The 26,825-nt window shown below is 75.7% G+C and carries 26 protein-coding genes; 18 read left to right on the plus strand and 8 right to left on the minus strand.

Going from position 1 to position 26,825, the window contains the following annotated elements; genetic code table 11:
* Positions 1 to 17 precede the first annotated feature (17 nt).
* From ACI78Z_RS17435 to ACI78Z_RS17495, 13 genes are all read left to right on the plus strand, one after another.
* The gene (locus ACI78Z_RS17435) at positions 18 to 1,007 is read left to right on the plus strand and encodes a ribokinase (protein WP_457037806.1); all 990 of its coding nucleotides are present in this window, start codon (positions 18 to 20) and stop codon (positions 1,005 to 1,007) included.
* On the plus strand, positions 1,004 to 1,168 hold the full coding sequence (locus ACI78Z_RS17440; protein ID WP_457037807.1) for a hypothetical protein: 165 nt from the start codon (positions 1,004 to 1,006) through the stop codon (positions 1,166 to 1,168). Before ACI78Z_RS17435 ends, ACI78Z_RS17440 begins: the two co-directional genes overlap by 4 nt.
* A 142-nt stretch (positions 1,169 to 1,310) precedes the next feature.
* Positions 1,311 to 1,451, plus strand: a complete 141-nt coding sequence (locus ACI78Z_RS17445) for a hypothetical protein (RefSeq protein ID WP_157936909.1) — start codon at positions 1,311 to 1,313, stop codon at positions 1,449 to 1,451.
* Positions 1,452 to 1,630: 179 nt separating this feature from the next.
* Complete coding sequence (locus tag ACI78Z_RS17450) at positions 1,631 to 2,251, plus strand: TetR/AcrR family transcriptional regulator (protein ID WP_457037808.1); 621 nt, start codon at positions 1,631 to 1,633, stop codon at positions 2,249 to 2,251.
* A 149-nt stretch (positions 2,252 to 2,400) separates the two neighbouring features.
* Positions 2,401 to 2,826, plus strand: coding sequence for a hypothetical protein (locus tag ACI78Z_RS17455; RefSeq protein WP_457037809.1), 426 nt, complete (start codon positions 2,401 to 2,403; stop codon positions 2,824 to 2,826).
* A 45-nt stretch (positions 2,827 to 2,871) separates the two neighbouring features.
* Positions 2,872 to 3,036 carry a hypothetical protein gene (locus ACI78Z_RS17460; protein ID WP_457037810.1) on the plus strand — a complete coding sequence of 55 codons (165 nt, stop codon included), beginning with the start codon at positions 2,872 to 2,874 and terminating at the stop codon, positions 3,034 to 3,036.
* Positions 3,037 to 3,073: 37 nt separating this feature from the next.
* Positions 3,074 to 3,439 carry a lipopolysaccharide assembly protein LapA domain-containing protein gene (locus ACI78Z_RS17465; protein ID WP_457037811.1) on the plus strand — a complete coding sequence of 122 codons (366 nt, stop codon included), beginning with the start codon at positions 3,074 to 3,076 and terminating at the stop codon, positions 3,437 to 3,439.
* A gap of 402 nt (positions 3,440 to 3,841) precedes the next feature.
* The gene (locus tag ACI78Z_RS17470; protein WP_457037812.1) at positions 3,842 to 5,686 is read left to right on the plus strand and encodes an acyl-CoA dehydrogenase; all 1,845 of its coding nucleotides are present in this window, start codon (positions 3,842 to 3,844) and stop codon (positions 5,684 to 5,686) included.
* A 177-nt stretch (positions 5,687 to 5,863) separates the two neighbouring features.
* Positions 5,864 to 6,115: a hypothetical protein gene (locus tag ACI78Z_RS17475; RefSeq protein WP_457037813.1), complete on the plus strand. Its 252-nt coding sequence runs from the start codon at positions 5,864 to 5,866 to the stop codon at positions 6,113 to 6,115.
* Entirely contained in the window at positions 6,115 to 6,309 is a 195-nt protein-coding gene (locus ACI78Z_RS17480; RefSeq protein WP_457037814.1) for a hypothetical protein, read from the plus strand. The genes ACI78Z_RS17475 and ACI78Z_RS17480 overlap by 1 nt, the downstream gene beginning before the upstream one ends.
* 250 nt (positions 6,310 to 6,559) lie before the next feature.
* Complete coding sequence (locus ACI78Z_RS17485; protein ID WP_457037815.1) at positions 6,560 to 7,315, plus strand: 3-hydroxybutyrate dehydrogenase; 756 nt, start codon at positions 6,560 to 6,562, stop codon at positions 7,313 to 7,315.
* The gene (locus ACI78Z_RS17490; protein WP_457037816.1) at positions 7,300 to 9,318 is read left to right on the plus strand and encodes a helix-turn-helix domain-containing protein; all 2,019 of its coding nucleotides are present in this window, start codon (positions 7,300 to 7,302) and stop codon (positions 9,316 to 9,318) included. Before ACI78Z_RS17485 ends, ACI78Z_RS17490 begins: the two co-directional genes overlap by 16 nt.
* Before the next feature lie 332 nt (positions 9,319 to 9,650).
* On the plus strand, positions 9,651 to 10,535 hold the full coding sequence (locus ACI78Z_RS17495; RefSeq protein WP_457037817.1) for a 3-methyladenine DNA glycosylase: 885 nt from the start codon (positions 9,651 to 9,653) through the stop codon (positions 10,533 to 10,535).
* Between the two features lie 57 nt (positions 10,536 to 10,592).
* Here the strand turns inward: ACI78Z_RS17495 and ACI78Z_RS17500 are convergent, their stop codons facing one another.
* Positions 10,593 to 12,251 carry a tannase/feruloyl esterase family alpha/beta hydrolase gene (locus tag ACI78Z_RS17500; protein WP_457037818.1) on the minus strand — a complete coding sequence of 553 codons (1,659 nt, stop codon included), beginning with the start codon at positions 12,249 to 12,251 and terminating at the stop codon, positions 10,593 to 10,595.
* A gap of 189 nt (positions 12,252 to 12,440) precedes the next feature.
* Between ACI78Z_RS17500 and ACI78Z_RS17505 the strand changes: the two genes are divergently transcribed.
* Positions 12,441 to 13,271 (plus strand): tyrosine-protein phosphatase, encoded by an 831-nt coding sequence (locus ACI78Z_RS17505; RefSeq protein WP_457037819.1) that lies wholly within the window; start codon positions 12,441 to 12,443, stop codon positions 13,269 to 13,271.
* 64 nt (positions 13,272 to 13,335) lie between these two features.
* Here the strand turns inward: ACI78Z_RS17505 and ACI78Z_RS17510 are convergent, their stop codons facing one another.
* The 3 genes from ACI78Z_RS17510 to ACI78Z_RS17520 all read right to left on the minus strand — a co-directional run bounded on the left by ACI78Z_RS17510 (position 13,336) and on the right by ACI78Z_RS17520 (position 17,748).
* Complete coding sequence (locus ACI78Z_RS17510) at positions 13,336 to 15,483, minus strand: diguanylate cyclase domain-containing protein (RefSeq protein WP_457037820.1); 2,148 nt, start codon at positions 15,481 to 15,483, stop codon at positions 13,336 to 13,338.
* A 206-nt stretch (positions 15,484 to 15,689) separates the two neighbouring features.
* Complete coding sequence (locus ACI78Z_RS17515) at positions 15,690 to 15,839, minus strand: hypothetical protein (RefSeq protein WP_457037821.1); 150 nt, start codon at positions 15,837 to 15,839, stop codon at positions 15,690 to 15,692.
* Positions 15,840 to 16,035: 196 nt separating this feature from the next.
* Positions 16,036 to 17,748 carry a phosphoenolpyruvate--protein phosphotransferase gene (locus ACI78Z_RS17520; RefSeq protein ID WP_457037822.1) on the minus strand — a complete coding sequence of 571 codons (1,713 nt, stop codon included), beginning with the start codon at positions 17,746 to 17,748 and terminating at the stop codon, positions 16,036 to 16,038.
* A gap of 183 nt (positions 17,749 to 17,931) precedes the next feature.
* Between ACI78Z_RS17520 and ACI78Z_RS17525 the strand changes: the two genes are divergently transcribed.
* The 4 genes from ACI78Z_RS17525 to ACI78Z_RS17540 are packed head-to-tail and all read left to right on the plus strand — an operon-like array spanning position 17,932 to position 22,226.
* Positions 17,932 to 18,699 carry a DeoR/GlpR family DNA-binding transcription regulator gene (locus ACI78Z_RS17525; protein WP_457037823.1) on the plus strand — a complete coding sequence of 256 codons (768 nt, stop codon included), beginning with the start codon at positions 17,932 to 17,934 and terminating at the stop codon, positions 18,697 to 18,699.
* Positions 18,696 to 19,760, plus strand: a complete 1,065-nt coding sequence (locus ACI78Z_RS17530; RefSeq protein WP_457037824.1) for a 1-phosphofructokinase family hexose kinase — start codon at positions 18,696 to 18,698, stop codon at positions 19,758 to 19,760. Before ACI78Z_RS17525 ends, ACI78Z_RS17530 begins: the two co-directional genes overlap by 4 nt.
* A gap of 19 nt (positions 19,761 to 19,779) precedes the next feature.
* Positions 19,780 to 21,915, plus strand: a complete 2,136-nt coding sequence (locus ACI78Z_RS17535; protein WP_457037825.1) for a PTS fructose transporter subunit IIABC — start codon at positions 19,780 to 19,782, stop codon at positions 21,913 to 21,915.
* A 50-nt stretch (positions 21,916 to 21,965) separates the two neighbouring features.
* Complete coding sequence (locus ACI78Z_RS17540) at positions 21,966 to 22,226, plus strand: HPr family phosphocarrier protein (protein ID WP_457037826.1); 261 nt, start codon at positions 21,966 to 21,968, stop codon at positions 22,224 to 22,226.
* 217 nt (positions 22,227 to 22,443) lie between these two features.
* Here the strand turns inward: ACI78Z_RS17540 and ACI78Z_RS17545 are convergent, their stop codons facing one another.
* The 4 genes from ACI78Z_RS17545 to ACI78Z_RS17560 all read right to left on the minus strand — a co-directional run bounded on the left by ACI78Z_RS17545 (position 22,444) and on the right by ACI78Z_RS17560 (position 26,823).
* A complete protein-coding gene (locus ACI78Z_RS17545; RefSeq protein WP_457037827.1) occupies positions 22,444 to 22,911 on the minus strand; it encodes an SRPBCC family protein in 468 nt (155 codons plus the stop codon).
* Positions 22,912 to 22,994: 83 nt separating this feature from the next.
* Positions 22,995 to 24,194 (minus strand): AGE family epimerase/isomerase, encoded by a 1,200-nt coding sequence (locus ACI78Z_RS17550; protein WP_457037828.1) that lies wholly within the window; start codon positions 24,192 to 24,194, stop codon positions 22,995 to 22,997.
* Between the two features lie 40 nt (positions 24,195 to 24,234).
* Entirely contained in the window at positions 24,235 to 25,074 is an 840-nt protein-coding gene (locus ACI78Z_RS17555; protein ID WP_457037829.1) for an alpha/beta hydrolase, read from the minus strand.
* 297 nt (positions 25,075 to 25,371) lie between these two features.
* Positions 25,372 to 26,823, minus strand: a complete 1,452-nt coding sequence (locus ACI78Z_RS17560; RefSeq protein WP_457037830.1) for a dihydrolipoamide acetyltransferase family protein — start codon at positions 26,821 to 26,823, stop codon at positions 25,372 to 25,374.
* Positions 26,824 to 26,825: the final 2 nt, after the last annotated feature.

Genomic DNA, 26,825 nt, shown 5'->3' on the forward strand with positions numbered 1-26,825 from the left:
TGGGCGATGCTGCACGGGTGAGCGTCACCGTCGTCGGCAGCCTCAACGAGGACGTGCTGGTCCGCGTGTCCCGGCTGCCCGGCCGCGGCGAGACCGTCGTCGGCCGGGGGACGGTGCTGGCACCGGGCGGGAAGGGCGCCAACCAGGCGGCGGCCGCCGGGCGGCTCGGCGGCCCGGTCGCGATGGTCGGGCGGGTCGGCGACGACCCGGCCGCCGACCGCCAGCTGGCCGCCCTGGCCCGGGAGGGCGTCGACGTCGCCGCCGTGGTGCGGACGCCGGGGACGCCCACCGGCAGCGCCACCATCCCGGTCGAGGACGGCAGCGGCGAGAACCTGATCGTCGTCGTCCCGGGTGCCAACGCCGACCTGGCACCTGCGGACGTCGACGTCGCGGCCGTCCGCGACGCCCGGGTGGTGCTGCTGCAGCTGGAGGTGCCGCTGGAGACGGTGCGGGCGGCGGCCTCGGTGGCCACGGGCACGGTCGTCCTCACACCCGCCCCGCCCCGGCCCCTGCCGGCGGAGCTGCTGGGGCGGGTCGACGTCCTGGTCCCCAACGAGCACGAGCTGGTGCAGCTGGCCGGCGCGTCCCCCGGCGACCGGGGCCCCGGCGAGCTGGCGGCGCTGGCCCGCGGCCTCGCGGCCCGGACGGTGGTGGTCACCCTGGGGGGGCGCGGCGCGCTGCTCGTGCCGGACGACGGCCCGGCGCTGCTGCAGCCGCCGCTGGCGGTGCAGCCCGAGGACACCACCGGCGCCGGCGACGCGTTCAGCGGAGCCCTCGCCGTCGCCCTCGCCGCGGGGACGCCCCCGGCGGAGGCGGTCGCGACTGCGGCCACGGCGGCCGCCCTCTCGACCACCGGGCCCGGTGCCCGCGGCGCCCTGCCCGACGCTGCCGCGGTGGCCGCGGCGCGGGGTGGGCTCCCGGCCGCCGTCCCGGTGGACGAGACGGTTGACCGGACGGCCGGCCGGGCACAGGCTCGGCCAGCCGACGACCGAGGAGGCACACCGTGAGCGAACCCGAGCAGCCCGCGCACACCACCGAGCCGGCCGAGGGTGGGGACCCGCCCGGTGAGGACTCCGGTGGCCAGACGCCGCACCCGGACCAGCCCGCCGAGGGCGGCGACGTGACCGAGGGCGGCGACGTGACCGAGGGCGGCGCGGACACCCGCTGACCCGATCGGCGCGGGCGGGGGCGCGATCCGCGCCCGCGCCCACCGCCGGGAGCGTCGGGCGTGACGCATCTCTCCGTGACTTCGGCTCAACTCACCGTCGCGGGTCTGTTTCGTCACCCGGTGCCCGGGGGACGCTGGCGGCATGGAGGACACGCAGCACCAGCCCCGAGTAGGCGCCGAGGCTCCCGAGGAGCGCCCGGCCGACGAGTCACAGGCCCGGCAGGCCTCGACCGCCCCCCTGGCCCGCATGCTGGCCAACCCCCGCCGGACCCGCAGGGCCTGAAAGAGGACCCGCACCGGGGATCGGTCGGCCGGCGACGGTCACGGATCGTCACACGCGTCCCACCGATCCCCGGGGTCCCGGTCAGCCCGGGCGCACCTCGTCACTCACCGCAACCACCCGTCGGCCGGTTCCGGCGTGCCGCGAACTGCTCCGTCACGCGCTGGGGCAGCATCGCCGACGTGACCGCAGCCGCCATCCCCCTCACCGCCGACGATGCCTCGGCCCCCGTCCGCCGGAGCCGGGCGGAGCGGCAGGCCATCGTGCTGGACACCGCGGAGCGGCTGTTCGCCAGCCGGAGCTCGCGCAGCGTGGGGATGGACGAGCTGGTCCGCGAGACCGGCCTGGGCAAGATGACGGTCTACCGGCTCTTCAAGAGCAAGGACGACCTGGTCGGCGCCTACCTCGCGCGCAAGGCGGCCACCGTGCTGGCCCGCATCGACGCCGAGCTCGAGCGCCTCGCCGACGACCCCCGGGCGGCGCTGCTGTCCGTCGTCGACATCGTCCAGCACGACGTCACCCGCGCCGGCTTCCGCGGCTGCCCCTTCACCAACGTCAGCAGCGAGTACGACGACCCGCAGCACCCCGCCCGCAGCGCCGCCGCCGACTACAAGTTCGAGCTGCACGCCCGCCTGGAGCGCCTCGCCGAGCAGGTCGCCCCCGGCGCCGGGGAGGACCTGGCCGCGCAGGTGCACCTGATCATCGACGGCATGTACCTCTCCGGCGGTCTGCTGGGCCCCGACGGCCCCGCCTCCCACGGCCGCGAGCTGGCCGAGCGGCTCGTCGACATCGCCGTCCGCTGAGTCCTTCGTCGGCCTGCCGGCCGACGACCGCGGCCAGGTGCGGCCCCAGCTCCGCGGAGCCCATCCACCGCCTCGATCGCGGGACCCTCCGGGCCGCACTCCTCCGCGGTCCCCGGGCGAGGACTGGCGGAGCACCGCAGGATGGGCCGGTGAGCACCGACCGCAGCCGGCCCGACCTCGACGACACCACGGTGGAGGGCCTCGGCAAGCTCTCCGAGGCCCTGGAGACCATCGAGCAGGCGCGCGGCCAGCTCTACGGCTTCCACCAGCACTCCGGCAAGGCGGACCTGCTGCTCCAGGACGCCGTCGAGCTGCTGCGGAAGGCCGGCCACACCGCGCTCGCCGACGACCTGGACCGCGACCTCGTCGGCCGCAACGTCATCGCCGACCGCTGGACCTTCCAGATCGTCGAGGACTACGACGCGAACTACTGGTCGGTCTTCCGCGCGTTCGACGAGCGCGCCCGCACCGAGCTGGCCGACGGCGACCGGCACGTGTTCGAGGCGCGGATGAAGCAGCGGGAGCGCACCAAGGGCCACCCGAACCACGAGGCCGGCCCGGTCCTCGACGAGTGACCTCGCCCGGTCGCCGTCCGGACGCCGCCGACGCACACTCCCGGCATGACGATGCCGGAGCCCGACGAGCCGCGCGACGCCCAGCCCCTCGGCGCCGAGGCCGCCCCGCCCGGGGACCCGGGGTCCCAGGGCGGCACGCCCGGCCCGGCCGACGGTGTGGCGGGCCCGAGCTGGCCTCCGGCCGAGACCGAGCCCGACGCGCACGGGTGACCGTGCGCGGGGCGGCGGCGGGCACCAGACTCGACCCGTGACCACCCCCGGCTCCGACCCCCTGCGCACCTCGACCGGCCAGACCGGCCAGACCGGGACCCCCGGGACGCCCACGGGTCCGGCCGCCACCGGCCCGGCCACCACCAGCAGGACGACGCCCGAGCGTTCCCCCGTCCGCCGCGCCGGCCGCACCGCGGGCCGCACGCTCGCGCTGGCGCTGCTGCTGTTCGTCACCGTGGTGCTGGTGCTCTTCGTCGTCTACAACAACCAGACCGTCCAGATCAGCCTGGTCTTCACCGACATCCAGGCCCCGCTGGTGCTCGCCCTGGTCATCGCCGCGGCCCTCGGCGGCCTGCTGGTGGGGCTGGCCGGCCTGGTGCTGCGCGCCCGCCGCCGCAGCTGAGCCGCCGCGCCGTCCCCGCCGTCAGCCCGCGGCGACGGCGAGGTGCGGGCGCGGGCGGAGGCGGCTCGCGCCAGGTGGCTCCGGTACCACGGAGCCGCCGCAGACGGTGCAGCGACGAGTCCCCGGTGCCGGAGGCGTCGACCGCCAGCCGCACGCCGAGCGCCCGCAGCCGGCGGGCCGCCTCCACGAAGCGTGGTCGAGGAACGCGTGCTCGGTGAGCTCCAACGGCAGACACGGAACGGGGATCGAGCGCCTGGGCTCACCCTCCCGAGGGAGTCGGGGCGGGCCGCCCTCTGCTGTCCCGCCGCGGTGCTTGCTCCGGGTTACCGGCCGGTAATACGGTTTGTTACCGGCGAGTACGGACTCGTCGACTGGGCAACGGAGCACCGGGAGCCACACGCGATGAGCCACTACACCGCGAACCTGCGGGACCTCGAGTTCAACCTCTTCGAGTTCCTCGACACCAAGGACCGGTTCGGCACCGGGCCGTTCGCCCAGATGGACGCCGGGACCGCGCGCGGTGTGCTCGCCGAGATCCGCCGGCTGGCCGAGGGGCCGATCGCGGAGTCCTTCGCCGAGGCCGACCGCAACCCGCCGGTGTTCGACCCGGCCACGCACTCGGTGACCCTGCCGGAGAGCTTCAAGCGGTCGGTGCGCGCCATCGAGGACGGCGACTGGTACAACCTCGACCTGCCCGAGCACCTCGGCGGCTTCGGCGCCCCGCACGCCCTGACCTGGGCGGCCTTCGAGATGGTCCTCGGCGCCAACCCGGCCGTGTTCATGTACGGCTCGTGGGCAGCCTTCGCCGCGATCCTCGACGAGCTCGGCACCCCGGACCAGAAGCGCCTGGCGCAGCTCATGCTCGAGCACAAGTGGGGCGCCACCATGGTGCTCACCGAGCCCGATGCGGGCTCCGACGTCGGCGCGGGCCGCACCAGGGCCGTGCGGCAGGACGACGGCTCCTGGCACATCACCGGCGTCAAGCGGTTCATCACCTCGGCCGAGCACGACCTGTCCGACAACATCGTCCACCTGGTGCTGGCCCGCCCCGAGGGCGCGGGGCCCGGGACCAAGGGGCTGTCGCTGTTCGTCGTCCCCAAGTTCCACGTCGACCTCGGGACCGGTGCCCTCGGCGAGCGCAACGGCGTGTACGTCACCAACGTCGAGCGGAAGATGGGGCTCAAGGTCTCCACGACCTGCGAGCTCACCTTCGGCGACGGCCCGGTGCCCGCCACGGGCTGGCTGGTCGGCGAGGTCCACGACGGCATCGCGCAGATGTTCCGGGTCATCGAGCACGCCCGGATGTTCGTGGGCGCCAAGGCCATCGCCACGCTGTCGGCCGGCTACATGGTGGCCCGGGACTACGCGAAGACGCGCGTCCAGGGCGCCGACCTCACCGCGCTGGCGAAGGACGCCCCGCGGGTGACCATCACCCACCACCCCGACGTGCGCCGCTCGCTCATGCTGCAGAAGGCCTACGCCGAGGGCATGCGGGCGCTCTACCTGTACGCCGCCACCTTCCGCGACCGGGTCACCGAGGCCGAGGCCGCCGGCACCGCCCACAGCGAGGAGGCGAGACTGGCCGCCCGCGTCAACGACCTGCTGCTGCCGGTGGTGAAGGGCTTCGGCTCCGAGCGGGCCACCCGGCTGCTCACCGCCGAGTCGCTCCAGTGCCTGGGCGGCTCGGGGTACCTGCAGGACCACCCGATCGAGCAGTACATCCGCGACTCGAAGATCGACACCCTCTACGAGGGCACCACGGCCATCCAGGGGCAGGACTTCTTCTTCCGCAAGATCGTCAAGGACGGGGGCGTCGCGCTGACGTGGCTGGCCGCGCAGGTCCAGGCCACGATCGACGCCGAGGTGGGCAACGGCCGCCTCAAGGAGGAGCGCGCCGCGCTGGCCACCGCCCTCGGCGAGGTCCAGGGGACGCTCACCGCGATGTTCGGCCGCCTGACCGAGGCTGCGCAGGACCCGTCGAAGCTGTACGAGGTCGGCCAGAACACCAGTCGGCTGCTGCTGGCCACCGGCGACCTGGTCACCGCCTGGCTGCTGGTGCGCCAGGCCGAGGTGGCGCTCGGTGCGCTGGCCGGCGAGGTGAGCGAGCGCGACCGGCACTTCTACGAGGGCAAGCTCGCCGCCGCCTGGTTCTTCACCACCCAGGTCCTGCCTCGGCTGTCCTCGGAGCGGGTCATCGTGGAGAACACCGACAACGCGCTGATGGAGGTCGACGAGGCGGCGTTCTGAGCTCAGCTCCCGGGCTCCCGGCAGGGCCGACCACGCGCTGTGGTCGCCGTCCTCGTGGTGCGAGCGTGGACGGCGACCGCGAGCCGAGGGTGGTGACGACCGTCAGGCCGGTCGCGGCCGTTTCAGGGAGACGACGGCGGGCATGGCTGACGCGACAGCGTCGGACAGGAGGCTCCCGTGAGCGACCCCCAGGGCAGCGACCGGATCCAGCAGGACATCCCCACCGCATCGGGCACCGGCGACAACAGCAGCACCGGCTCGGGCTTCGAGGACGTCCCCCTCACTCGCGAGGAGGCGATCGAGCGCGACGCCGCGACCGACGACGACCTCCCCGCGCGCGCCGACTCCGACATCGCCCGGGCCCGGACGGACGGTCCGTCCGGCGAGGTCTCGGGCCCCGCCCCGCGATCCGGAGGTCGAGAGATCTGATGAGCGAGTCCGAGAGCACCGGGTACCACGAGTCCCCGGACACCACGAACGGCCCGACGAACACCAACATGGTCGACGGTGTCCCCGGCGAGGACCGGTCGGACGGCGGTGAGCGGGACGAGGTCACGCTGACCACCGACGACGAGGCCCAGCGCGACGACGGCACGGTCCGCCCGGGGAACGTCCCCGACTGACAGCGGTTCTCGGGTTGGTCGGGGGGTAGGTCGACGGGCGAGATCGACGATCTCGCACGCTTCCGGGCCGGTGACCGTGCGAGACCGCCGATCTCGCCGCTGCGGGGTGGCCCCTCCCGGGCCCAGGAGGCGTGGTTGCCCTCGTGCCGGCGGTGACGGACGTGATGTGCGTCACCACCATGTCTGCTCGGGCCAGTGTGTGGGCCCACGCTGTGTGGCCGGACGACGGGACCCCCTAGCCTTCCCCGACATGGCGGACTCAGGAACCCTCAGCGGACGGCGGGCCCTCGTCACCGGCGGCGCCTCGGGCATCGGGCGCGCCTGCGCGGTGCGGCTGGCCCAGGCCGGCGCGGCCGTCGTCGTCGTCGACCGCGACGCCGAGGCAGCGAAGACGGTGGCCGACGCGGTCGGGGGGACGGCGGTCGCCGTCGACCTCTCCGACCTCGACGCGGTCGACGCCCTGGACCTCGACGTGGACGTGCTGGTGAACAACGCCGGGCTGCAGCACGTGGCGCCGCTGCACGAGTTCCCGGTCGACCGCTTCTCGCTGATCCTGCGGCTCATGCTGGAGACGCCGTTCCGGCTGGTGCGCGGCGCGCTGCCGCACATGTACGAGCGCGGCTGGGGGCGGATCGTCAACGTCAGCTCGGTCCACGGGCTGCGGGCCTCGGCGTACAAGAGCGCCTACGTCACCGCCAAGCACGGCCTCGAGGGGCTGTCGAAGGTGATCGCGCTGGAGGGCGCGCCGCACGGGGTCACCTCCAACTGCGTCAACCCCGCGTACGTGCGCACGCCACTGGTGGAGAACCAGATCGCCGACCAGGCCAAGGCGCACGGCCTGTCCGAGGACGAGGTGGTCGAGCAGGTCATGCTCGCGCCGGCCGCCGTCAAGCGGCTGATCGAGCCCGAGGAGGTCGCCGAGGCCGTGGCCTACCTCTGCTCCCCGGTCGCCGCCTCCATCACCGGCAGCTCCCTGGTCATGGACGGCGGGTGGACCGCCCACTGATGGCGGACTCCCTGCCCCCCAGCCCTCGTACGCTGGCCTCGCCCGGAGGCTCGGCCCGAGCTCGCGAGGGTGGGGAGGGGCGAGGTCCTTCCACTCACAGCGGGCCGGCGCCGGCGCCCGGCCAGCTCGACGGCGCCGCGGAGTACTTCGCGCTGCTGCTCGAGGAGGCGGCGGCGATCGAGTTCGAGGGGCCGGTCGTGCGCGCCCGCGCGGCCGGCGCCGACGGCGCGACGCTCGCCGGGCTGGAGCGGATCAAGCTGCTGGCCCTGCAGGTGCGCGACGCGTTCGCCGCGCGGCGCCGCCGGGAGTCCGAGCTGGCCGCGCTGTTCGACACCGCCGGCGACCTCGCGGCGCTGCGCAGCGTCGACGAGGTGCTGACCGCGATCGTGCGACGGGCCCGGCAGCTGCTGGGCACCGACGTCTCCTACCTGACCCTGCACGACGACGCCCGCGGCGACACCTACATGCGGGTGACGGACGGGTCCGTCTCGGCCCGCTTCCAGGCGCTGCGGCTGCCGATGGGGGCCGGCCTCGGCGGGCTGGTCGCCCAGACCGCCGCGCCGTACGCCACCGCCCGCTACTTCGCCGACCCGCGCTTCCAGCACACCGACGAGATCAACGGCGGCGTCGCGGAGGAGGGCCTGGTCGCCATCCTCGGCGTCCCGCTGGTCCGGGGCTCCCGGGTGATCGGGGTGCTCTTCGCCGCCGACCGCAACGAGCGGCTCTACGACCGCTCGGAGGTCTCGCTGCTGGGCTCGCTGGCCGCGCACGCGGCGATCGCGCTGGACAACGCCCGCCTGCTGGAGGAGACCCGCTCGGCGCTGGAGGAGCTGTCGGCGGCCACCCGTGAGCTGCGGGCGCACTCGACGTCGGTGGAGCGGGCCGCGGGCGCGCACGACCGGTTCATCGACATCGTGCTGCGCGGCGGCGGGGTGGAGGACGTCGCGACCGCCGTCACCGAGGCGCTCGGCGGGCGGATCACCATCCTCGACGAGCACGGCCGCGGCACGCCGTCCCCCGCGTCGGACGACGACCTGCCGCCCGACCCCGCGGCCGCGCTCACCCTCGCCCGCTCGACCGGCCGCACCGTCCGCGACGGCCGCTGGTGGACCGCTGCCGTCACCGCGGGCGCGGAGCTGCTCGGCGGGCTGGTCCTGCACCGGGACGACGAGCTCTCCGAGGCCGACCAGCGCATCCTCGAGCGTGCCGCGCTGGTGACCGCGCTGCTGCTGCTCATCCGCCGTACCGCCGGCGAGGCGGAGGGCCGGGTGCGCGGCGAGCTGCTGGAGGAGCTGCTGGGGCCGGCGCTGCGCGACCCGGACGGGCTACGGGAGCGGGCGCGCCGGCTGGGCGCGGACCTCGACCGGCCGCACGCGGTCGTCGTCGCCCTGGTGGAGGAGCCCGGCCGGGGCCGGGCGCTGGCACAGGCCACCCACCTGGCCGCCGTGCGCGGCGGGCTGGCCGGGCTGCACGACGGGCGGGTCGTGCTCTGCCTGCCCGGGCAGGAGCCCGGCGGCGCGGCGGCACAGGTGTGCCGGGAGCTCACCGCCGCGGTGGGCCGGCCGGTGACCGTCGGCGGCGCCGGGCCGGTGCAGGGGCCGGCGGCGGTCGCGCCCGCACACGTCGAGGCGCAGCGCTGCGCCGCCACGCTGGTCGCCCTGGGCCGGTCCGGCCAGGCGGCCAGCGCCGACGAGCTCGGCTTCGTCGGCCTGCTGGTGGGCGAGGGCCGGGACGTGCGCAGCTTCGTCACCGCCACGCTCGGCCCGGTGCTGGACTACGACGAGCGCCGCGGCACCGACCTGGTCGGGACGCTGCGGGCCTGGTTCGCCGCCGGCGGGTCACCGGCGCGGGCGGCGGAGGCGCTGCAGGTGCACGTCAACACCGTCACCCAGCGCCTGGACCGGGTGGGCCGGCTGCTGGGCCGCGAGTGGTCGACGCCCGACCGCGCCCTGGAGGTGCAGCTCGCGCTGCGGCTGCACCGGCTCACCGCCACCGGCGACTGAGCGGGCCGGACCCTCCTCCGCCGGTCACCCCGGCCCGCTCACCGCCCCCGGCGGCAGCCCACCACCGAGATCGCCCATCTGCTTGCCGCACCGCCGGCAGACCTTCTGGTCCGGGCCGTACGGCCGCTCGTCGGCCGGGTGCTGCCGCACGTGGGCGTGGAGCCCGAGGCGGCAGGGAGGGGCTTGCCGGTCACGGGCCGATGCTGGGCGCCCCGCTCGCCCGCCCGACACGGTCGGAGGTCCCCGCCTCCTCCCCTGCGAGAAGGACCCCGTCCTCCCCACCCCTCGCACGCTCGGGGTGGGACCCGGGACGGGCCACCTAACCTGGAGCAGTGTCCCTTGCCGCCGTCCCGACCCGCCTGCCGGCGGTGGAGTGGACGGCGCTGGCGCGGGCGCACGCCGAACGGGCGGACGCCCTGACCGCAGGGCACCGCGCCCGCCGGTCGACCGGCACCCGCCACCCGGTCGAGGACTTCCTCTACGAGTACTACAGCGCCCGGCCCGCGCAGCTGCGCCGCTGGCACCCGGGCCCCGGGGTGGTGCTCGCCCCCGGCGCGGACGGCCCGGCGCCGCACGCCGGCTGGCGCTGGTACGCCACCCACGACGACGGCGCGGTCACCCTCGACCTCGCCGCCTTCCGGGCCGACCGCGGGGACACGGTCGCGTTCGTCGCCCGGCTGCTGGCCGCGACCGCGTCCCGGCCGGCGCACACCGGCTGCTTCGGGCTGCACGAGTGGGCGATGGTCTACCGGGACGACGCGCACCGGCACCCGCTGCCCCTGCGGCTGGGGCAGGCCGGCACCGACGCCGTCGTCGAGTCCCACCCCATCCGCTGCTCGCACGTCGACGCGTTCCGGTTCTTCACGCCGGCCGCCGTCGGCCGCAACCGGCTGCAGCCGACCCGCGCCACCCAGGTCGAGATGGAGCAGCCGGGCTGCCTGCACGCGACCATGGACCTCTACAAGTGGGCCTACAAGCTCGGCCCCGCCGTCCCCGGCGAGCTGCTGCTGGACTGCTTCGTGCTGGCGGCCGACGTCCGCGAGCTCGACATGCGCGCCTCGCCCTACGACCTGCGCTCGGCCGGCTACGAGCCGGTGGCGATCGAGACGCCGGAGGGCAAGGCGGAGTACGTCGCCGCGCAGCGGGAGTCCGCCCGCCGCGGCGCCGGGCTGCGGGCGCGGCTGCTGGAGGTCTGCGACCGCGTCCTCGAGGGCTGAGCGGACACCCGCCGGCACCCACGCGGCGCATCGCCGCCACGTGGGTGCCGGACCCGGCTATCCCGTCACGCAGTCGAAGCTGGCCGCCTCGTCGGGGCTGCCCGTGCCCCTGAAGTGGGGGTAGGCCGGGTACTGGCACAGCGGACGCGTCCGGGTGGCGCCGGGGTTGGTGTCCCGGACGACGGGGTCGGCCGGTGCCGCGTTCCCCGTCACCCAGCGGTCGAGGGCGGTCAGGGAGTCCCACCCGGCGGCGAACGGCGTGGCGAGGTTGGCGTGGTTGGCGCCGGGGACCAGGTAGAAGCGGGCGAAGGCGTCGACCTTGCGCTGCCCCATGTCCTGCACCAGGCGGTGCCAGTACTCGACCGTGGCCCGGTGGCTGACCAGCTCGTCCGCCGTCCCGTGCAGCAGCAGGAGCTTCCCGCCCCTCCGCGCGAAGGGCCGCAGGTCGGTGCTGTTGACGTCCTGCAGGGCGGTGAGCTCGGAGATGCGGTCCTCCCACGGGCCCGGCGCCAGCGGGTCCAGGGACCGGGAGTCGTGGTCGGGGTCCCGGGTCACCGCGTACCTGACCCACGCGTCCCAGAACTGCATGCCGTATCCGGCCGTCGTGGGCATCGGGTCCGCCGGTGCGGTCGTGCCGAGGCCGAGCAGCGGCGTCGACATGTCCGCGCCGGAGAGGTACGGGAAGCCCGGGTAGCCGGTCTCGCCGCTGGCCAGCGGGTACGGGAAGGTGACCGCGCTGGAAATGGCGCGGATCGCGGTGATCTGCGGGTCGGTCAGGCAGGTGTCGTTCGGGTCCTGGCCCTCCGGGCAGCGGAGGACGGCGGGGTCGAAGTCGCAGGCGGGCTCGTTGCTGATGACGCCGTCCGGCAAGCCGTCGAGGCCGTCGCAGGCGGCCATGACGGCGTTGTAGAGCGTCACCTGCTGGCCGGGCCGGGGGAACGCGCCCGGTGCGGCGAGCTGGCGGGTCATGTGGCCGAAGTAGAGATCCAGGGTGGCGGCGTTGAACGCGGGGTAGACGCTGATGACCCCGTCGAAGTCCCGGCCCCAGCGCTGCGCGACGGCGAGCGCCTCGCGACCGCCGGTGGACCCTCCGGCGAAGTAGGTCCGCTCCGGGGTCTTCCGGTCGTAGTACCGCCCGATGAGGAAGACGGCGGCGTCGCGGGTCTTCTTCAGCGCGTCACCGGCGAAGTTGCGCAGCGCCTCGTCGTTGGCGAGGAACTCGCCGTACAGCGAGCGGGCCGGCAGGAAGTCGGCGGGCGCCTGGTGCCCGGAGTCGCTGGCGAAGGTCGCGTACCCGCGGCCGAGCGGCCGGGGCGCGTCGGGAGGACCGAAGGGGACGTTGCCGTCGACCGGCGGGATCGTCCCGTTGTACCCACCCCCACCGAACATCAGCGCCTTCCGGTTCCACGTGGTGGGGAGCGCGACCTGCACCTGGATGTCGGGCGCCGCGGGGTCCACCGGGTGCAGCGCGGCGCTCACCCGGCAGTGCTCACCGATCGCCGCGGCGCCTCCGCCGGACGCGGGGACGACGGAGGCGGCGGTCACCTCGCCGCCGGTCGTCGGCAGGCCCAACGCGCCCGCGGGGATGGCCACCCCCTCCAGCGCAGCGCACCGGGCGGCGACGTCGGCGGCACCGGCCGGCTGGGCCCAGCCGAGGGAGGCGACGAGGGCGACGCCCACCCCGGCCGCTGCGGTCCTGGCTCTGATCGGGCGCATGGGGCTCCTGTCGGTCGACGTGGACGCGCGGACGACGACGCCCACCGTGGACGCGGAGTGGGCGGGATCACACCGTAGGGATCTGCTTCCGGCGGGCCCACGTGCCCGGGCTCCACAGTCACGGGCCCGGCGGTGGCGCGGGCACCCACACCAGGACCGGGACTCCGGGGCGCGACGTACCGTCGGAGCGTGAGGCCCGTATCCACCGACCGCTGGCTGCGCCTGGACGGCACGACCAACACCCGGGACCTGGGCGGCCTGCCCACCGTCGACGGCGGGACGACCGTCCCCGGCCGGGTGCTGCGCAGCGACAACCTGCAGACCCTGAGCGACGCCGACGTCCGCCGGCTGGTCGACGAGGTGGGGCTGCGCGAGGTCGTCGACCTGCGCACCACCGCCGAGGTGCTGCTGGAGGGGCGCGGGCCGCTGCGCGAGGTGCCCGAGGTGACCCACCGGCACTTCACGCTGCTGCCCGAGCGCGGCCACCACACCGACGTGTTCGCCGTCGAGGAGGCCGACCTGCCGCAGCTGCCCGCCGACTGGGCCGAGTCGATCCTGCCGCGGCAGGTGGCCGAGGGCGACCAGGCCGAGCCGCCGGCGGTGCGCTCCTACCTGGGCTACCTCGCGCACCGGCCCGAGAACGTGGTCGCCGCGCTGCGGGCCCTGGCCGTGCCCGCGGACGGCGTCACGGTCGTGCACTGCGCCGCGGGCAAGGACCGCACCGGGGTCGTGGTGGCCTTCGCGCTCGCCGTGGCCGGCGTCCCGGACGAGGCGATCGTGGCCGACTACGCACTGACCGCCGAGGTCATCGACGACCTGGTGGCCAAGCTGGCCGCGTCACCGACCTACGCCGAGGACATGGTGCGCCGCGACGTCGCCAGCCACACCCCGCGGGCGGAGACCATGCGGCGGGTGCTCGAGCTGCTCGACGAGCGGCACGACGGGCCGGCCGGCTGGCTCACCGAGCACGGGTTCGGGCCGGAGGAGCAGGCCGCCCTGCGCGCCCGCCTCCGCGCCTGATCCGTCGGCCCCCTCCCGGGTCCCGCCCCGAGCTCGCGAGGGGTGGGGAGGAGGGGGTCCTCCTTCAGGCGCCGGTCGACTCGCGGCCCCCTTCAGGGTCCCGAGCCCCGTCCAGGGCCCCACCCCGAGCCTGCGAGGGGCGGGGAGGACGGGGTCCTCCTCCGAGCCGTGGGGAGAAGGGGGTCTTCTTCTTGTGGCGGTACATGTCGGCGTCCGCCGACCGCAGCAGCGCGTCGGCGCTGCCCTGCCCCCCGCTGTGGACCGAGACGCCCACGCTGGTGCCGACCGCGACGTCGGTGCCCTCCAGCCGGAACGGCTCGTCGAAGCAGCCCAGCACGCGGGTGACCACGCGGTCGGCGTCCTCCGGCCGGGGGAGGGCGGGCAGCAGGACGGCGAACTCGTCGCCGCTGAGCCGGCCGACCAGGTCGCCGGGCCGGATCGCGGCCCGCAGCCGCGCGGACACCTGGCGCAGCAGCTCGTCCCCGGCCGCGTGGCCGAGTGAGTCGTTGACCGCCTTGAAGCGGTCGAGGTCGCAGAACAGGACGCCGACGTGCTGGTCGGCGGCGGTGGTGGTCAGCGCGTCGGCGAGCCGGTCGAGGAACAGCACCCGGTTGGGCAGCCCGGTCAGCGCGTCGTGGGTGGCCTGGTGCCGCACGGTCTCCAGCAGGCGGGCCCGCTGCAGCGCGGTCGCGGCCTGGTCGCCGACACCCCGCAGCCGGTGGAGCACGTCGCCGGCGAGGACCTCGGGGGCGCGCCCGGCCGGCCAGCTGGCCGTGGCGACGCCGAGGAAGGTTCGCCCGGCCAGGACCGGGACGGCGACGACGTCGGTGAGCGCCAGCGCCTCGAGCAGCTGCCGCAGCAGCGGGCTGCTGGACTCCGGCCGCAGGAACCGCGGTTCCCGGTCGGTCAGCATCCCGACCAGCTCCGGGACCTCCTCGGCGTGCAGCGGCGTCGCGTGCATCAACCGGCGGTGCTCCTCGACGGGGTCGACGTGGGCGGCCGTGCGCAGGCAACCCTCCGCCGGGTCCCAGAGCAGCACGGCGGCGCTGTCGCAGCCGACGACGCGGGGCAGGGCGGCGGCGACCACGGCGCACACGTCCATGGCGTCGGTGGCGCCGGCGAGCTCGTGGGCCAGGGTGAGCAGCGTCCCGGCCCGGTCGGCCTCCTGCCGGGAGGTCTCCAGGGCCATGAGCAGGTCCAGCGCGGCCGCGGCGTACCCGGCGTAGGCGCCGAGCATCCCGCGTTCGTGCCCGAGGCCGCCGTCGCCGGGGCGGTAGACGGCGGCCAGCCGGCCGTGCACCCGCCGGGCCGAGGCGACGTCGACCGCGACGACGTGAGGGCCCGGGTCGGCGCCGGCCAGCAGCGTGGCGGCGAGGGAGTCGACCTGGCGCCGCGGGAGGCCGGCGCTGTGCACCAGCGCCGGGCCGCCGGCCGGATCGGCCACGGCGAGCAGCCACCCGGGGGCGAGCACCGCCTCGGCGGCCTTCTCGACGATCCGCTGCAGGACGGTCCCGACGTCCTCGCTGGCCACCAGGTCGGCGGCGGCCGACTGCAGGATCCGCAGCTGCTCGCGCAGGGCGAGGAGCTCGGGGACGTCGTCGTCGATCCGGCGGCGACCGCCCAACCGGCGGCGGCGCTCCCAGGTCAGGTGGTAGATGCAGACCGGGTGGCCGTCGGACTCGCACTCGGTGTGCACCAGCTCGGCCGGGGGGAGGCCGAAGATCGTCGGCACCATGCCGATGAGGCCCTGCGCGTACTCGCAGTCGAGCCGGGAGTGCCGGTAGCCCTCGCGCAGCTGGTAGCTGAGCGTCGCGTGGGTGCTGCCGGACTGCAGGACCCGCATCGTCGAGGTGGTGGAGAACTTGGCGACGGCGCGCGGCAGCTGGCGGTACACCTGGCGCGGTGAGCCCATCGCCCGGACGACCAGCACCAGGGCCGGGGCCAGGCCGTGGGCGAGGGCCTCGCGGCCGACGCGGAACATGGTCCGCGGGTCGCCGAGCACCTCGGTGGCGGCGGTGAACAGCCGGATCCGGGTGTCGTAGCTGGTCCAGGTGGACGGCAGCTCGAGCTCGGCGGCGGAGAGGGACACGCCGGCGCGGCGCAGCACCTCCGCGACCGCGTCGTCCCCCGCCTGCCGACGGACGTAGTTCACCAGCAGGCCGGTGGTGGCACCGGAGGTCTCCCGGGCCTCGGGTACCGCGGGCCCGCTCACCGGGGGCCGACCGATCTGCTCACGCCCGTCCCATCGGCACGAGGAGCGCAGCTGTTGAGCGGGCACACCCCAAGGGGGGACGGGGCCGCGGACCGCGATCGACCCCGGTCTCTCCGAGGAGGCCGGGGTCGCGCACCAGCCCCTCCCGGGGCGGCCCCGCGCCGGTCCCGCCCGAGCCTGCGGGGCGGGGAGGACGGGGCGCTCGGTCAGCGGAAGCTGTAGCCGCTGCCGTTCGCCATCGTCAGCAGCTCGTCGCGCATCGCCGGGCTGCTGCTGCGCGCGAGGGCGCGGTCGAGCGCCCGGCGCGTCCGCGCCGCCTGCCGACGCCGCCGCCAGCTGGAGGTCACGCTGTTCATCTCGTGCTGCCTTCTTCCGGTCTCGTCGGGTCCCTGCACCCGTAGCAATGCAGGTGCAACCCGAACTATTCCGAAGGAAGCCAGGCAGCTCCACAGACGCGGCGACGATCCGTCACCCCGCAGCGTGATGTCGGCCTCAGCCCCTCTGGCGGCAGGCGGCCCCGTCCTCCCCACCGTGGAAGGACCCCGTCCTCCTTCAGGCGACGCCGAGCTCCCGGCGGGCCGCCGCGCGCGCGGCGTGCGGGTCGTCGGTCAGCAGCGCCGCCTCCGCCGCGCGCCGGCAGGCGTCGCTGTCGACGACGGTCAGCCGGGCGCCGACCCCGGCGATCGACGAGGCCGCACACGACAGGGAGGTGACGCCGAGCCCGACGAGGACGCAGGCCAGCAGCGGATCGGCGGCGGCCTCCCCGCAGACACCGACCGGCTTACCGGTCCGGCGGCCGGCCTCGGCGGTGAGCTGGACCAGGGCCAGCAGGGCCGGCTGCCACGGGTCGGTGAGGTCGGCCAGGTCCGCCGAGAGCCGGTCGGCGGCCAGCGTGTACTGCGAGAGGTCGTTGGTGCCGATCGACAGGAAGTCGACGTGCTGCAGCAGCCGCTCGGCCATCAGCGCCGCCGAGGGCACCTCGATCATCACGCCGGGGGTGAGCCCGCGGGCCCGTACGCGCGCGGCGAAGTCCGCAGCTTCGGCCACGGTGGCCACCATCGGCGCCATCACCCAGGGCTCGGCGCCGGCCCGGCGGGCACCCTCGGCGATCGCGTCCAGCTGCCGCTCCAGCAGGCCGGGGTCGCGGCGGGCGACCCGCAGCCCCCGCACGCCGAGGGCCGGGTTCTCCTCGTCGGACATCGTGGCGAAGGCCAGCGGCTTGTCCGACCCCGCGTCCAGCGTGCGGACGACGACCCGCTGCCCCGGGAAGGCCGCGAAGACCTCGGCGTAGCCGGCCGCCTGCTCCTCCACCGAGGGCTCCTCGGCCCGGCTGAGGAAGGCCAGCTCGGTGCGCAGCAGCCCCACCCCCTCGGCGTGCTTGGCCGCGGCGGCCCGGGCCCCGGCGCCGTCCTGGACGTTGGCCAGCACCTTCACCTCGAGGCCGTCGCGGGTGCGGCCCGGGCCGCGGTAGCCGGCCAGCGCCGCGGCGGCGGCCTGCGCGGCCTCGACGCGGGCGCGCGCCTCCTCCGGGTCGGGGTCGACGGTGACCGTGCCGCGCTCGCCGTCGAGCAGCACGGTGGCGCCCTCCGGGACGCCGTCCAGGCCGCCGACGGCGACGACGCACGGCAGCCCGAGCTGGCGGGCGATGATCGCGGTGTGGCTGGTCGTGCCGCCCAGGCGGGTGGCCAGGCCGGCGATGCGGGCCGGGTCCAGCCCGGCGGTGTCGGCGGGTGCGAGGTCGTCGGCCAGCAGCACCGACGGCCGGTCCGGGCTGGGCACGCCGGGCTCGCCCTGCCCCGTCAGCTGGGCGACGATCCGGTCCCGGACGTCGCGGACGTCGGTGACCCGCTCGGCCATGAGCCCGCCGAGGCTGGTGAACAGGTCGACGAACTGCTGGGCGGCCTGCACGGTGGCGACGGCGGCGGGCGTGCCGGCGTCGATGCGCTGCTCCACCGCCGCGAGCAGACCGCGGTCCCGGGCGAGGCCCGCGGTGGTGGCCAGCACCTCCGCGCTGACGCCGGTCGCCGCGGCGGCCCGCTCGGTGAGCCGGTCGGCGACCACCCCGGCGGCCGCGGCGAAGCGCGCCTTCTCCCCCGCGCGCTCCTCCTCCGCGACCACGACGCCGTCGTCCGGCGGCAGGACCACCGCACCCGACGGGCGCACGACCGGGCCCCAGGCCACACCGGGGACCACGGGCGTGCCGGGCAGCACCAGCGGGCCTGCGGCGGTCGACGGGGCGGTGGTTCCGGGAGCGTGGGTGGTCATGGCTACCTCGCACGGGGTCGGCGGTCCGGGGCACGGGCCGGGAGAACGCTGGGGTTCGTCTATGACCAGAGTCACGAAAAGGTGTTGACTTGTCAACGGATCAGACGTAGAACAACACCAACACAACACCAAGCCAACACAAACGGGCAACCCTTGTGTGGTAGCGAGCCAGGGAGGTGGAACGTGTACGCCGAGGAACGCCAGCAGACGATCGCCGGGCTGGTCGCCGATCGCGGCCGGGTCTCGGTGACCGCCCTCGCCGAGGAGTTCGGGGTCACCACCGAGACCGTGCGCCGCGACCTCGCCGTCCTCGAGCGTGCGGGAATGCTCCGCCGCGTGCACGGCGGCGCCGTCCCGGCCGGTGCGCTCGCCTACGTGGAGACCGCGCTCGGCGAGCGGCACGGCACCCGCAGCGAGCAGAAGCGGAAGATCGCCGCCGCCGCGCTGGACCTGCTGCCCGGCACCGGGGGCAGTCTGCTGCTCGACGGCGGCAGCTCCGTCGCCGCGCTGGCCGAGGTCCTCCCGGGCGACCGGCGGCTGCTGGTCGCCACGCACTCCGTGCCGCTGGCCGCGCGGCTCGCCGTCGCCCCCGGCGTCGACCTGCACGTCCTCGGCGGGCGGGTCCGCGGGATCACCCAGTGCGCGGTCGGTGAGCGGACCGTCTCGACGCTGGCCGACCTGCGGGCCGACGTCGCCTTCGTCGGCACCAACGGCATCACCCCGGACCACGGCTTCACCACGCCCGACGAGGCGGAGGCCTCGGTGAAGCGGGCGATGATCCGCGCCGGGCAGAAGGTGGTCGTGCTCGCCGACAGCAGCAAGTTCGGCCGCGAGCACCTGGTCCGCTTCGCGACGCCGGCCGACGTCGACGTCCTGGTCACCGACGCCGAGGCCGCACCGGCCGACCTCGCCCGTCTCGAGGACGCCGGGATCGAGGTCGTGGTGGCATGACGAACGAGCCGGTGCAGTCGTCCCTGGCCACGGCCACGCGCGTGGTCACCCTCACCGCCAACCCCAGCCTGGACCGGACGCTGGCGCTCCCCGGCCCGCTGACGCGGGGCGGGGTCGCCCGCCTGGCACCGAGCTCCACCGAGCCGGGCGGGAAGGGCGTGAACGTCGCCCGCGCGGTCGCCGCCGCCGGCGGCGACGTCGTCACCGTGCTGCCCGCGGCCGACGACGACCCGATCGTCCGCGCCCTGCGCGGGCTCGACCTGCCGCTGGCCACGGTGGCCATCGGCACGCCGGTCCGCACCAACTACACGCTGGCCGAGCCCGACGGCACCACCACCAAGCTCAACGAGCCCGGTGCCCCGCTGGACGCCGAGGCCCGCGACGCCCTGGCGATCGCGCTGCACCAGCACGCCGTGGGCGCGGCCTGGGTGGTGCTCTCCGGCTCCCTGCCGCCGGGCACGCCGCTGGACTGGTACGCCGACCTGGTCCGCTCGCTGCGCGACACGGGGGCCAAGATCGCCGTCGACACCTCCGAGGCGCCGCTTCTGGCGCTGCTCGCCGCCGGCCCGGACGCCGCGCCGGACCTGCTCAAGCCCAACTCCGAGGAGCTCGCCCAGCTCTCCGGGGTGCCCGAGGCCCACCTCACCGCCAACCGCGCCACCGCCCTGGCCGCCGTCGACACGCTGCACGCGCGCGGCGTGGCCGAGGTGCTGCTGACCCTCGGCGCCGACGGTGCGCTGCTGTCCTGCGCCGAGGGCGTCTGGGCGGCCACCCCGCCGCGGATCGCCGTCCGCAGCACCGTGGGCGCCGGCGACTGCAGCCTGGCCGGCCACGTGCTGGCCGACCTGGCCGGCGCCGGGCCGGCCGAGCGGCTGCGGAGCGCGGTCGCGTACGGCGCGGCCAGCGCGTCCCTGCCCGGTTCCGCCGTCCCCACGCCCGAGCAGGTGGGCGCCCTCGACGTCGAGGTCACCACCGTCCGGACCGAGGGCCTGCCCAGCACCACCGCACCGCCCGCTGCACCGCGCACCACCGTCCCGGCCGCCGGCCGCGACGTCCGCTGACCACTCCGGAGTGTGGGCCATGCCCGACCTGATCACCCCAGACCTGGTGGCGCTCGACGCCGACCTGGGATCCGACAAGAGCACGGTGGTGCGCCGTCTCGCCGGCCTGGTCGCCGGCGCCGGGCGGGCCACCAGCGCCGACGGGCTCGCCGACGACGCCCTCGCTCGCGAGGCGCAGGCCGCGACGGGCCTGCCCGGCGGCATCGCGATCCCGCACTGCCGCTCGGCCGCGGTGACCGAGGCCTCGCTGGCCTTCGCCCGGCTGGACCCGAAGGTCGACTTCGGCGCCCCTGACGGCCCGGCCGACCTGGTGTTCCTCATCGCCGCGCCCGCCCACGGGGACGCCGACCACCTCACCCTGCTGACCGCGCTGGCCCGGGCCCTGGTGCGGCCGGAGTTCGTGTCCGCGCTGCGCGCCGCCGGCTCCGCCGACGAGGTCGTCCGGCTGGTGCAGGAGGTCGTCTCCCCCGAGCCCGCGCCCGCCGGTGCCCCCGCCGCGTCCGGCTCCTCGAGCGCCGCGACCGCCGCGACCCCCGCCGCCGCGCCGACCGCCGACACCACCACCAGCGGCGCCCGCCGCAGCCTGGTCGTCGTCAGCGCCTGCCCGACCGGCATCGCGCACACCTACATGGCCGCCGACAAGCTCACCGCCGCCGGCGAGGCCGCCGGGGTCGACGTGCACGTGGAGACCCAGGGCTCCTCCGGCTCCACCCCGCTCGACCCGGCCGTCATCCGGGCCGCCGACGCGGTGATCTTCGCCGTCGACGTCGGCGTCCGGGACCGCGACCGGTTCGCCGGCAAGCCGCTCGTCCAGTCGGGCACCAAGCGGGCGATCAACGAGCCCGACGTGATGGTGCGCGAGGCGCTGGCCGCCGCGGACGACCCGAACGCCCGCCGCGTGCCGGGCGGCGCCGGCGGTGCCGAGGAGCCCGCCGCCGCGGCCGGCCGGCCGGGCGCCGGCACGGAGATCCGCCGCTGGCTGCTCACCGGCGTCAGCTACATGATCCCGTTCGTCGCCGCCGGCGGTCTGCTCATCGCCCTGGGCTTCCTCTTCGGCGGCTACCAGATCGTCAGCACCGACCCCTCGTCGGCCGACGGCAACAGCTACGCCCTGAACTGGGTCCTGAACAACACCTTCCTCAACCTGCCGCAGGTCGCGGCCACCGAGGGCCTCAACGACGGTTTCTGGGGCTACCTCGGCGCGGTCTGCACCGTGCTGGGCCAGGCGGCCTTCGGCTTCCTGGTCCCCGCGCTGGCCGGCTACATCGCCTACGCCATCGCCGACCGCCCGGGCATCGTCCCCGGCTTCGTCGTCGGCGCCGTCTCGGTGAGCGTGGGTGCCGGCTTCATCGGCGGCCTCGTCGGCGGCATCATCGCCGGCTTCGCCGCCCGCTGGATCAGCAGCTGGAAGCTGCCGGTCGGCGTCCGGGGCCTGCAGCCGGTCGTGATCATCCCGCTGCTGGCGACGCTCATCTCCAGCGGCCTGATGGCCGTCCTGCTCGGCCGCCCGCTGGCCGCCGCACTCACCGGCCTGGGCAACTGGCTCAACGGCCTGACCGGCACCTCTGCGGCCGTGCTCGGGATCATCCTCGGCCTGATGATGTGCTTCGACCTCGGCGGCCCGGTCAACAAGGCGGCCTACGTCTTCGCCACCACCGGCCTCACCGCCACCGCCACCGGCGCCCCCCTGGTGATCATGGCCACCGTCATGGCCGCCGGCATGGTCCCCCCGCTGGCGATGGCGCTCAGCACCGCGCTCCGCCCGAAGCTGTACACCCCGGCCGAGCGGGACAACGGCAAGGCCGCCTGGCTGCTGGGCGCCTCCTTCATCTCCGAGGGGGCCATCCCGTTCGCCGCGGCCGACCCGCTGCGGGTCATCCCCTCGATGATGCTCGGCGGCGCGGCCACCGGAGCCATCGTGGCCGCGGCCGGTGTCGAGCTGCGTGCTCCGCACGGCGGCTTCTTCGTGCTCTTCGCGATCACCGGGATCCTGTGGTTCATCGTCGGGATCCTCGCGGGCACGGTGGTGGGCGCTCTGGCGGTCACCATCGCGAAGAGCATCGGCCGCCCGAAGGCCGAGGCCGTCCCCGAGGACGCCGTCGACATGGCCCACGCGCACACCGCCACCCCGGTCACCCAGCCGGCTCGGGCCTGAACCAGCAGGCTGTAGCCCACCGCCCGTCTCCGAAGCGAGGGAGAAACCCCATGCCCAGTCAGACCGTCACCGTCGGCTCCCGGGTCGGCCTCCACGCCCGGCCGGCGGCCCTCATCGCCGAGGCCGTCGGCAAGGCCGGGGTACCGGTCACGCTGGCCACACCGGGGGGCAACCCGGTGGACGCCGGGTCGCCGCTGATGATCATGACGCTCGGCGCGAAGCAGGGGACGGAGGTCGTCGTGAGCAGCGACGACCCCGCCGTCCTCGGGCAGATCGCGGACCTGGTCGCCCAGGACCTCGACGCCGAGTAGGAGAAGGGCCCCGCTGCCCCCCACCCCTCGCGAGCTCGGGGCGGGACCCTGCAGCGGGGCCACCACAGACGACGGCGCCCGTCCCCTGCAGAAGAGGGCGGGCGCTGTCCTGGTGTCTCGCTCCCCGCGCCGTGATCATCGGTGGGGGGCGCTTCCCGTCGGTGTGCCGGGCAGCCACCCGACGATGATCATCGTCCAAGCGGGGGCAGGGGGTCGCCTACTGCTGGTCCGGCCGCGGGACGTCGCCGCGCCAGGCGCCGGTCTCGGTGCCGCGGCTCTCGATGAACTCCTTGAACCGCTTGGCGTCGGCCTTGACCTGCCGGTCGTCGAACCCCAGCGCCGCACCGGCCTTCTCGACGATGCCGTGCGGCTCCCAGTCGATCTGGATCATCACGCGGGTCTTGTCGTCGGCGAGGCGGTGGAAGGTCACCACGCCGGCGTGCTTGGCGTCGCCGCCGGTGCTGGTCCAGGCCACCCGCTCGTCGGGGTGCTGCTCGGTGATCTCGGCGTCGAACTCCCGCTTGACGCCGTCGATGTTGGTCACCCAGTGGGTGCGCGTCTCGTCGATCTGGGTGATCCGCTCGACGCCGCCCATGAACTGCGGGAAGGACTCGAACTGCGTCCACTGGTCGTAGGCGACCCGGATCGGGACGTCGACGTCGATGGCTTCCTGCACGCTGGCCACGGTCAGCTCTCCTCTGCTCGGCTCGTCCGGATGGAGTCGCCCTACCCGGCCTCTCCGCGCAGGACACCTCCGTTGCCGGAAGCTCAGGCCAGCGCGGCGGCCACGCTCCCCCGCACCGGTCGGCCGTCGAGGAGCAGCGCCTGCGCGAGGTGGTAGGCGTCGGGCTGGCCCACCCAGGTGCCCGTGGCGACCGCGCCCTCGGGCGTCAGCTCGTGGTGCCAGCTGCCGGTGGCCGGGTCGGCGAAGCGGGCCTCGCCGTGCGCCCACCAGTGGTCGGCCAGGGAGCGGTAGGCGGCGTCGCCGGTGACGGTCCCCAGCGCCCGTCCCGCGGCGACGGCCTCGCACAGCACCCAGTGCATGCGCTGCGCCACCACGGGCCGGTCGTCCCAGTCCAGCGTGTACGGGAAGCCGTCGTGCCCGTCGGCGGCCCAGCCCCGCGACGCGGCGGCGGTGAAGAGCGCCACCGCGTCCTCGAGCAGCCAGTCGGGACCGGGATCGCCTTTCGCGCGCGAAAGGCGATCGGTGCTGAGGGCGGCGCGGACGTGCAGGGCCAGGCGCGCCCACTCGAAGAGGTGCCCGACCGTGACGCCGTACGGCCGGAAGGGGTGCGCCGGCTCGTCGCGGTGGTAGTCCGGCAGTGGCTGCCACTCCGCGGTGAAGTGCTCGGGCAGCCGCCAGTCCCGCTCCCGCGCCCAGCCGTGCACCACCCGCGCCACGGTGCGCAGCGCCTGCTGTCGCAGCCGGGCTGCCCGCGGGTCGGCGTCCCCCAGGGCGTCGGCGGCGGCGAGGGAGGCCTCGACGCCGTGCATGTTGGCGTTGACGCCGCGGTAGTCCGACAGCCGCGTCCAGCCGGCGTCCCACTCCTCGACCGCCAGGCCCTCGGCGTCGTCCCAGAACCGGGTCTGCCACACGTCGAGGGTCTCGTCGAGCAGCTCCCGGCCGCCGGGCGTGCCGGTGGCGGTGGCCGTGGCCCCGGCCAGGACGGCGAAGGCGTGCACGTAGGCGGCCTTGGTGTCGTCGGCCGTGGAGGCGTACCAGCCGCCGCGCGCGCCGTCGTGCAGCGGCCCGGCGGTCAGCGCCTCCACCCCGCGCCGGACCAGTCCGCCCCAGCCGCTCCGGCCGGTGAGCTGCGCCAGCCCGAAGACGTGGGTCATGCGGGCGACGATCCAGGTCTCCTGACCGCGGTCGGGGATCACCTGACCGTCGGCGCCGAGGTAGCCGAAGCCGCCCTCCGGCAGCCAGGAGCGGGCCGCGAAGTCCAACAGCCGGTCGAGGTCGGTCACGGATCGCGACGCTAGTCAGCCCGCGCGGTCCGCGGCGAGGTCACCCCGGCGCCACCGGTCTGCGGCCGGCGTTCTCCACCGCCCAGTCCAGCGCGAGGTCGGCCACGGCCTCCCAACCGGGTTCGGCGCAGGTCCAGTGCGACCGGCCGGGCAAGTCGCGGACCTCGGTGAGCGCCGCGGAGTGCCGGTAGTGGCGGGCGTTGGAGTGGTTCACCGACGGCGGCATGATGCGGTCCTCGCCGCCGGTGACGAACAGCAACGGCGCCCGGTCGTCCCGGTCGTAGTCCACCCAGGTCTCCTGGTGGCCGGGCTTGAGGTTCGCGATCACCCCGTAGTCCCACACCCACCGGCCCGGGGCGGGGACGTGGTAGCGCTCGTACGCCCGGTCGGACTCCTCGCGGGACAGGGTCGTCGCGAACGAGGCGGAGAACTGCTCCGGCGTGAACGCGACCGCGCGGTGCCGGTTGGCCGGGTTGCGGAGGAAGGGGAACAGCGACCGGAGCTGCGCCGGCGGGGTGACCCGCACACCCTCGGTCGGCGCCGAGTCGATCGCCACGCCGGCCGCGCCCAGGCCCCGGGCCAGGAGCAGCTGGGTGAACGTGCCGCCGAACGAGTGGCCGATGAGGACAGGTGGCCGGTCGAGGGACGTGACCACGGCGGCGAGGTGCTCGACGGTGTCGGTGACCGAGGCCTCGGCGATGACCCGCGGATCCGCCCGCAGCGCCTCGACCTCGATCTCGAAGCCGGGATAGGCGGGGGTCAGCACGCGGTAGCCGCGGGCCTCGTAGTGCGGCACCCAGTGCTCCCAGCTGCGCGGGGTCATCCACAGTCCGTGGACCAGGACGACGGTGTCGGGCGCCGCGGTGGGTACGTCGCTCATGGCAGGCCTCTCGCCGGTTGGGGCGGGCCGGGCACGCTGCGCGGACCGGCCCGCGCTGGCGCGGCGGACGCTAGCGGCCCCGCGGCGGCCACCCCCAGGGCCGGCGGCCCCGCTGCTGCGCGTCGGTCACGGCGTGGAGCCGGCCGGTCATCCGGCTCCCCGGGCCGCACCAGGCCGCTCTCGTACGCGCGGACGACGGCCTGCACCCGGTCGTCGGAGCCGGGACGGCCGTGCTCCACCGGACCCCGCAGGCCGGGCCGACGCCGTCCGGCGCCGGCCCGGCCAGGGTGGGCGCCGTCAGAAGGCCAGCGCCGTCCCGGGGTCGGCCAGCAGGGCGCCGACGTCGGCGAGGAACCGGCTGCCCAGCTCCCCGTCGATGATCCGGTGGTCGAACGACAGGGCCAGCTGGGTCACCTGCCGTGGCCTGACCCTGCCCTTGTGCACCCACGGCATCTCGCGGATCGCCCCGAAGGCCAGGATCGCCGACTCCCCGGGGTTGAGGATGGGTGTCCCGGTGTCCACGCCGAAGACGCCGACGTTGGTGATTGTGATCGTGCCGCCGGTCATGTCCTCCGGAGCGGTGCGGCCGGCGCGGGCGGTCTCGGTGAGCTGCGTGAGCGCGCCGGCCAGCTCGGCCAGCGACAGCCGGCCGGCGTCCTTGACGTTGGGGACGACGAGCCCGCGCGGGGTCGCCGCCGCGATGCCGAGGTTGACCTGCCCGTGGACGACGATCTCCTGCGCGGCCTCGTCCCAGGAGCTGTTGACCATCGGGTGCCGGCCCACGGCCAGCAGCAGCGCCTTCGCGACGAACAGCAGCGGGCTGACCTTCACGCCGGCGAACTCGGACCGGGCGGCGATCCGCGAGCGCAGCTTGACCATCCGCGTCACGTCGACGGTGAGGAACTCGGTGACGTGCGGGGCGGTGAACGCGCTGGCCACCATCGCCGCGGCGGTGTGCTTGCGCACCCCCTTGACCGGGATCCGCTGCTCCCCCACCGCCGTCACCGCGGCCGGCCGGAGTTCCGTTCCGGGCGCCGGGGCGGCGGCCGCGGCCTGGACGTCCGCGCGGGTGATCACCCCGCCGTCCCCGCTGCCGGTGAGCGCGGTGAGGTCGACGCCGAGGTCCTTGGCCAGCTTGCGCACCGGCGGCTTGGCCAGCGGCCGCGGTCGCCGGTGGCCGTGATCGGCCGCCCGGGACGGCGCCGCCGCCTCCGCCGCGGCGTGCGCCTCCGCCTGGCGGCCGACCTCCAGGCCGCCGTGCCGGACCGGCTTGGTGGTCATGTCCGGCGCCGTCGCGAGCAGCGGCGGGCGGTCCCTCGGTCCCGGGCCGTGGTCGGCGCCGGGCGCCGGGGCGGGCGCCGCGTGGACGGCCCGGCGCGGCCGCCGGCGGGCCTCGGTGTTCCGCGGCCCGTAGCCGACGAGCACGGCCGTCCGCCCGCCGGGCGCCGCCCCGCCGATCAGGCCGGCGGCCGGCTCGGCGGCGTCCTCCGCGGGCGCGGGAGCCGCCTCGCCGCCGGTGTCGATGGTGATGATCGGCGTCCCGACGTCCACGGTGTCGCCGGCCTCGTGCAGCAGCGCGGTGACCGTGCCGGCGTACGGCGAGGGCAGCTCGACGGCGGCCTTCGCCGTCTCCACCTCGCAGAGCGGCTGGTTGACGGTGACCGTGTCGCCGACGGCGACCAGCCACTGCAGGATCTCGCCCTCGGTCAGGCCCTCGCCGACGTCGGGCAGCTTGAACTGACGCAGCATCG

This window comes from Geodermatophilus sp. SYSU D01176 (assembly GCF_054050015.1).

Excerpts from the sequence above, each read along its gene's own strand:
- ACI78Z_RS17515 (WP_457037821.1), bottom strand. The coding sequence starts at position 15,839 with ATGAACAGCGTGACCTCCAGCTGGCGGCGGCGTCGGCAGGCGGCGCGG.
- ACI78Z_RS17460 (WP_457037810.1), top strand. The coding sequence starts at position 2,872 with ATGACGATGCCGGAGCCCGACGAGCCGCGCGACGCCCAGCCCCTCGGC.
- ACI78Z_RS17540 (WP_457037826.1), top strand. The coding sequence starts at position 21,966 with ATGCCCAGTCAGACCGTCACCGTCGGCTCCCGGGTCGGCCTCCACGCC.
- ACI78Z_RS17500 (WP_457037818.1), bottom strand. The coding sequence starts at position 12,251 with ATGCGCCCGATCAGAGCCAGGACCGCAGCGGCCGGGGTGGGCGTCGCC.
- ACI78Z_RS17485 (WP_457037815.1), top strand. The coding sequence starts at position 6,560 with ATGGCGGACTCAGGAACCCTCAGCGGACGGCGGGCCCTCGTCACCGGC.
- ACI78Z_RS17560 (WP_457037830.1), bottom strand. The coding sequence starts at position 26,823 with ATGCTGCGTCAGTTCAAGCTGCCCGACGTCGGCGAGGGCCTGACCGAG.
- ACI78Z_RS17480 (WP_457037814.1), top strand. The coding sequence starts at position 6,115 with ATGAGCGAGTCCGAGAGCACCGGGTACCACGAGTCCCCGGACACCACG.
- ACI78Z_RS17470 (WP_457037812.1), top strand. The coding sequence starts at position 3,842 with ATGAGCCACTACACCGCGAACCTGCGGGACCTCGAGTTCAACCTCTTC.
- ACI78Z_RS17530 (WP_457037824.1), top strand. The coding sequence starts at position 18,696 with ATGACGAACGAGCCGGTGCAGTCGTCCCTGGCCACGGCCACGCGCGTG.
- ACI78Z_RS17520 (WP_457037822.1), bottom strand. The coding sequence starts at position 17,748 with ATGACCACCCACGCTCCCGGAACCACCGCCCCGTCGACCGCCGCAGGC.
- ACI78Z_RS17445 (WP_157936909.1), top strand. The coding sequence starts at position 1,311 with ATGGAGGACACGCAGCACCAGCCCCGAGTAGGCGCCGAGGCTCCCGAG.
- ACI78Z_RS17555 (WP_457037829.1), bottom strand. The coding sequence starts at position 25,074 with ATGAGCGACGTACCCACCGCGGCGCCCGACACCGTCGTCCTGGTCCAC.
- ACI78Z_RS17535 (WP_457037825.1), top strand. The coding sequence starts at position 19,780 with ATGCCCGACCTGATCACCCCAGACCTGGTGGCGCTCGACGCCGACCTG.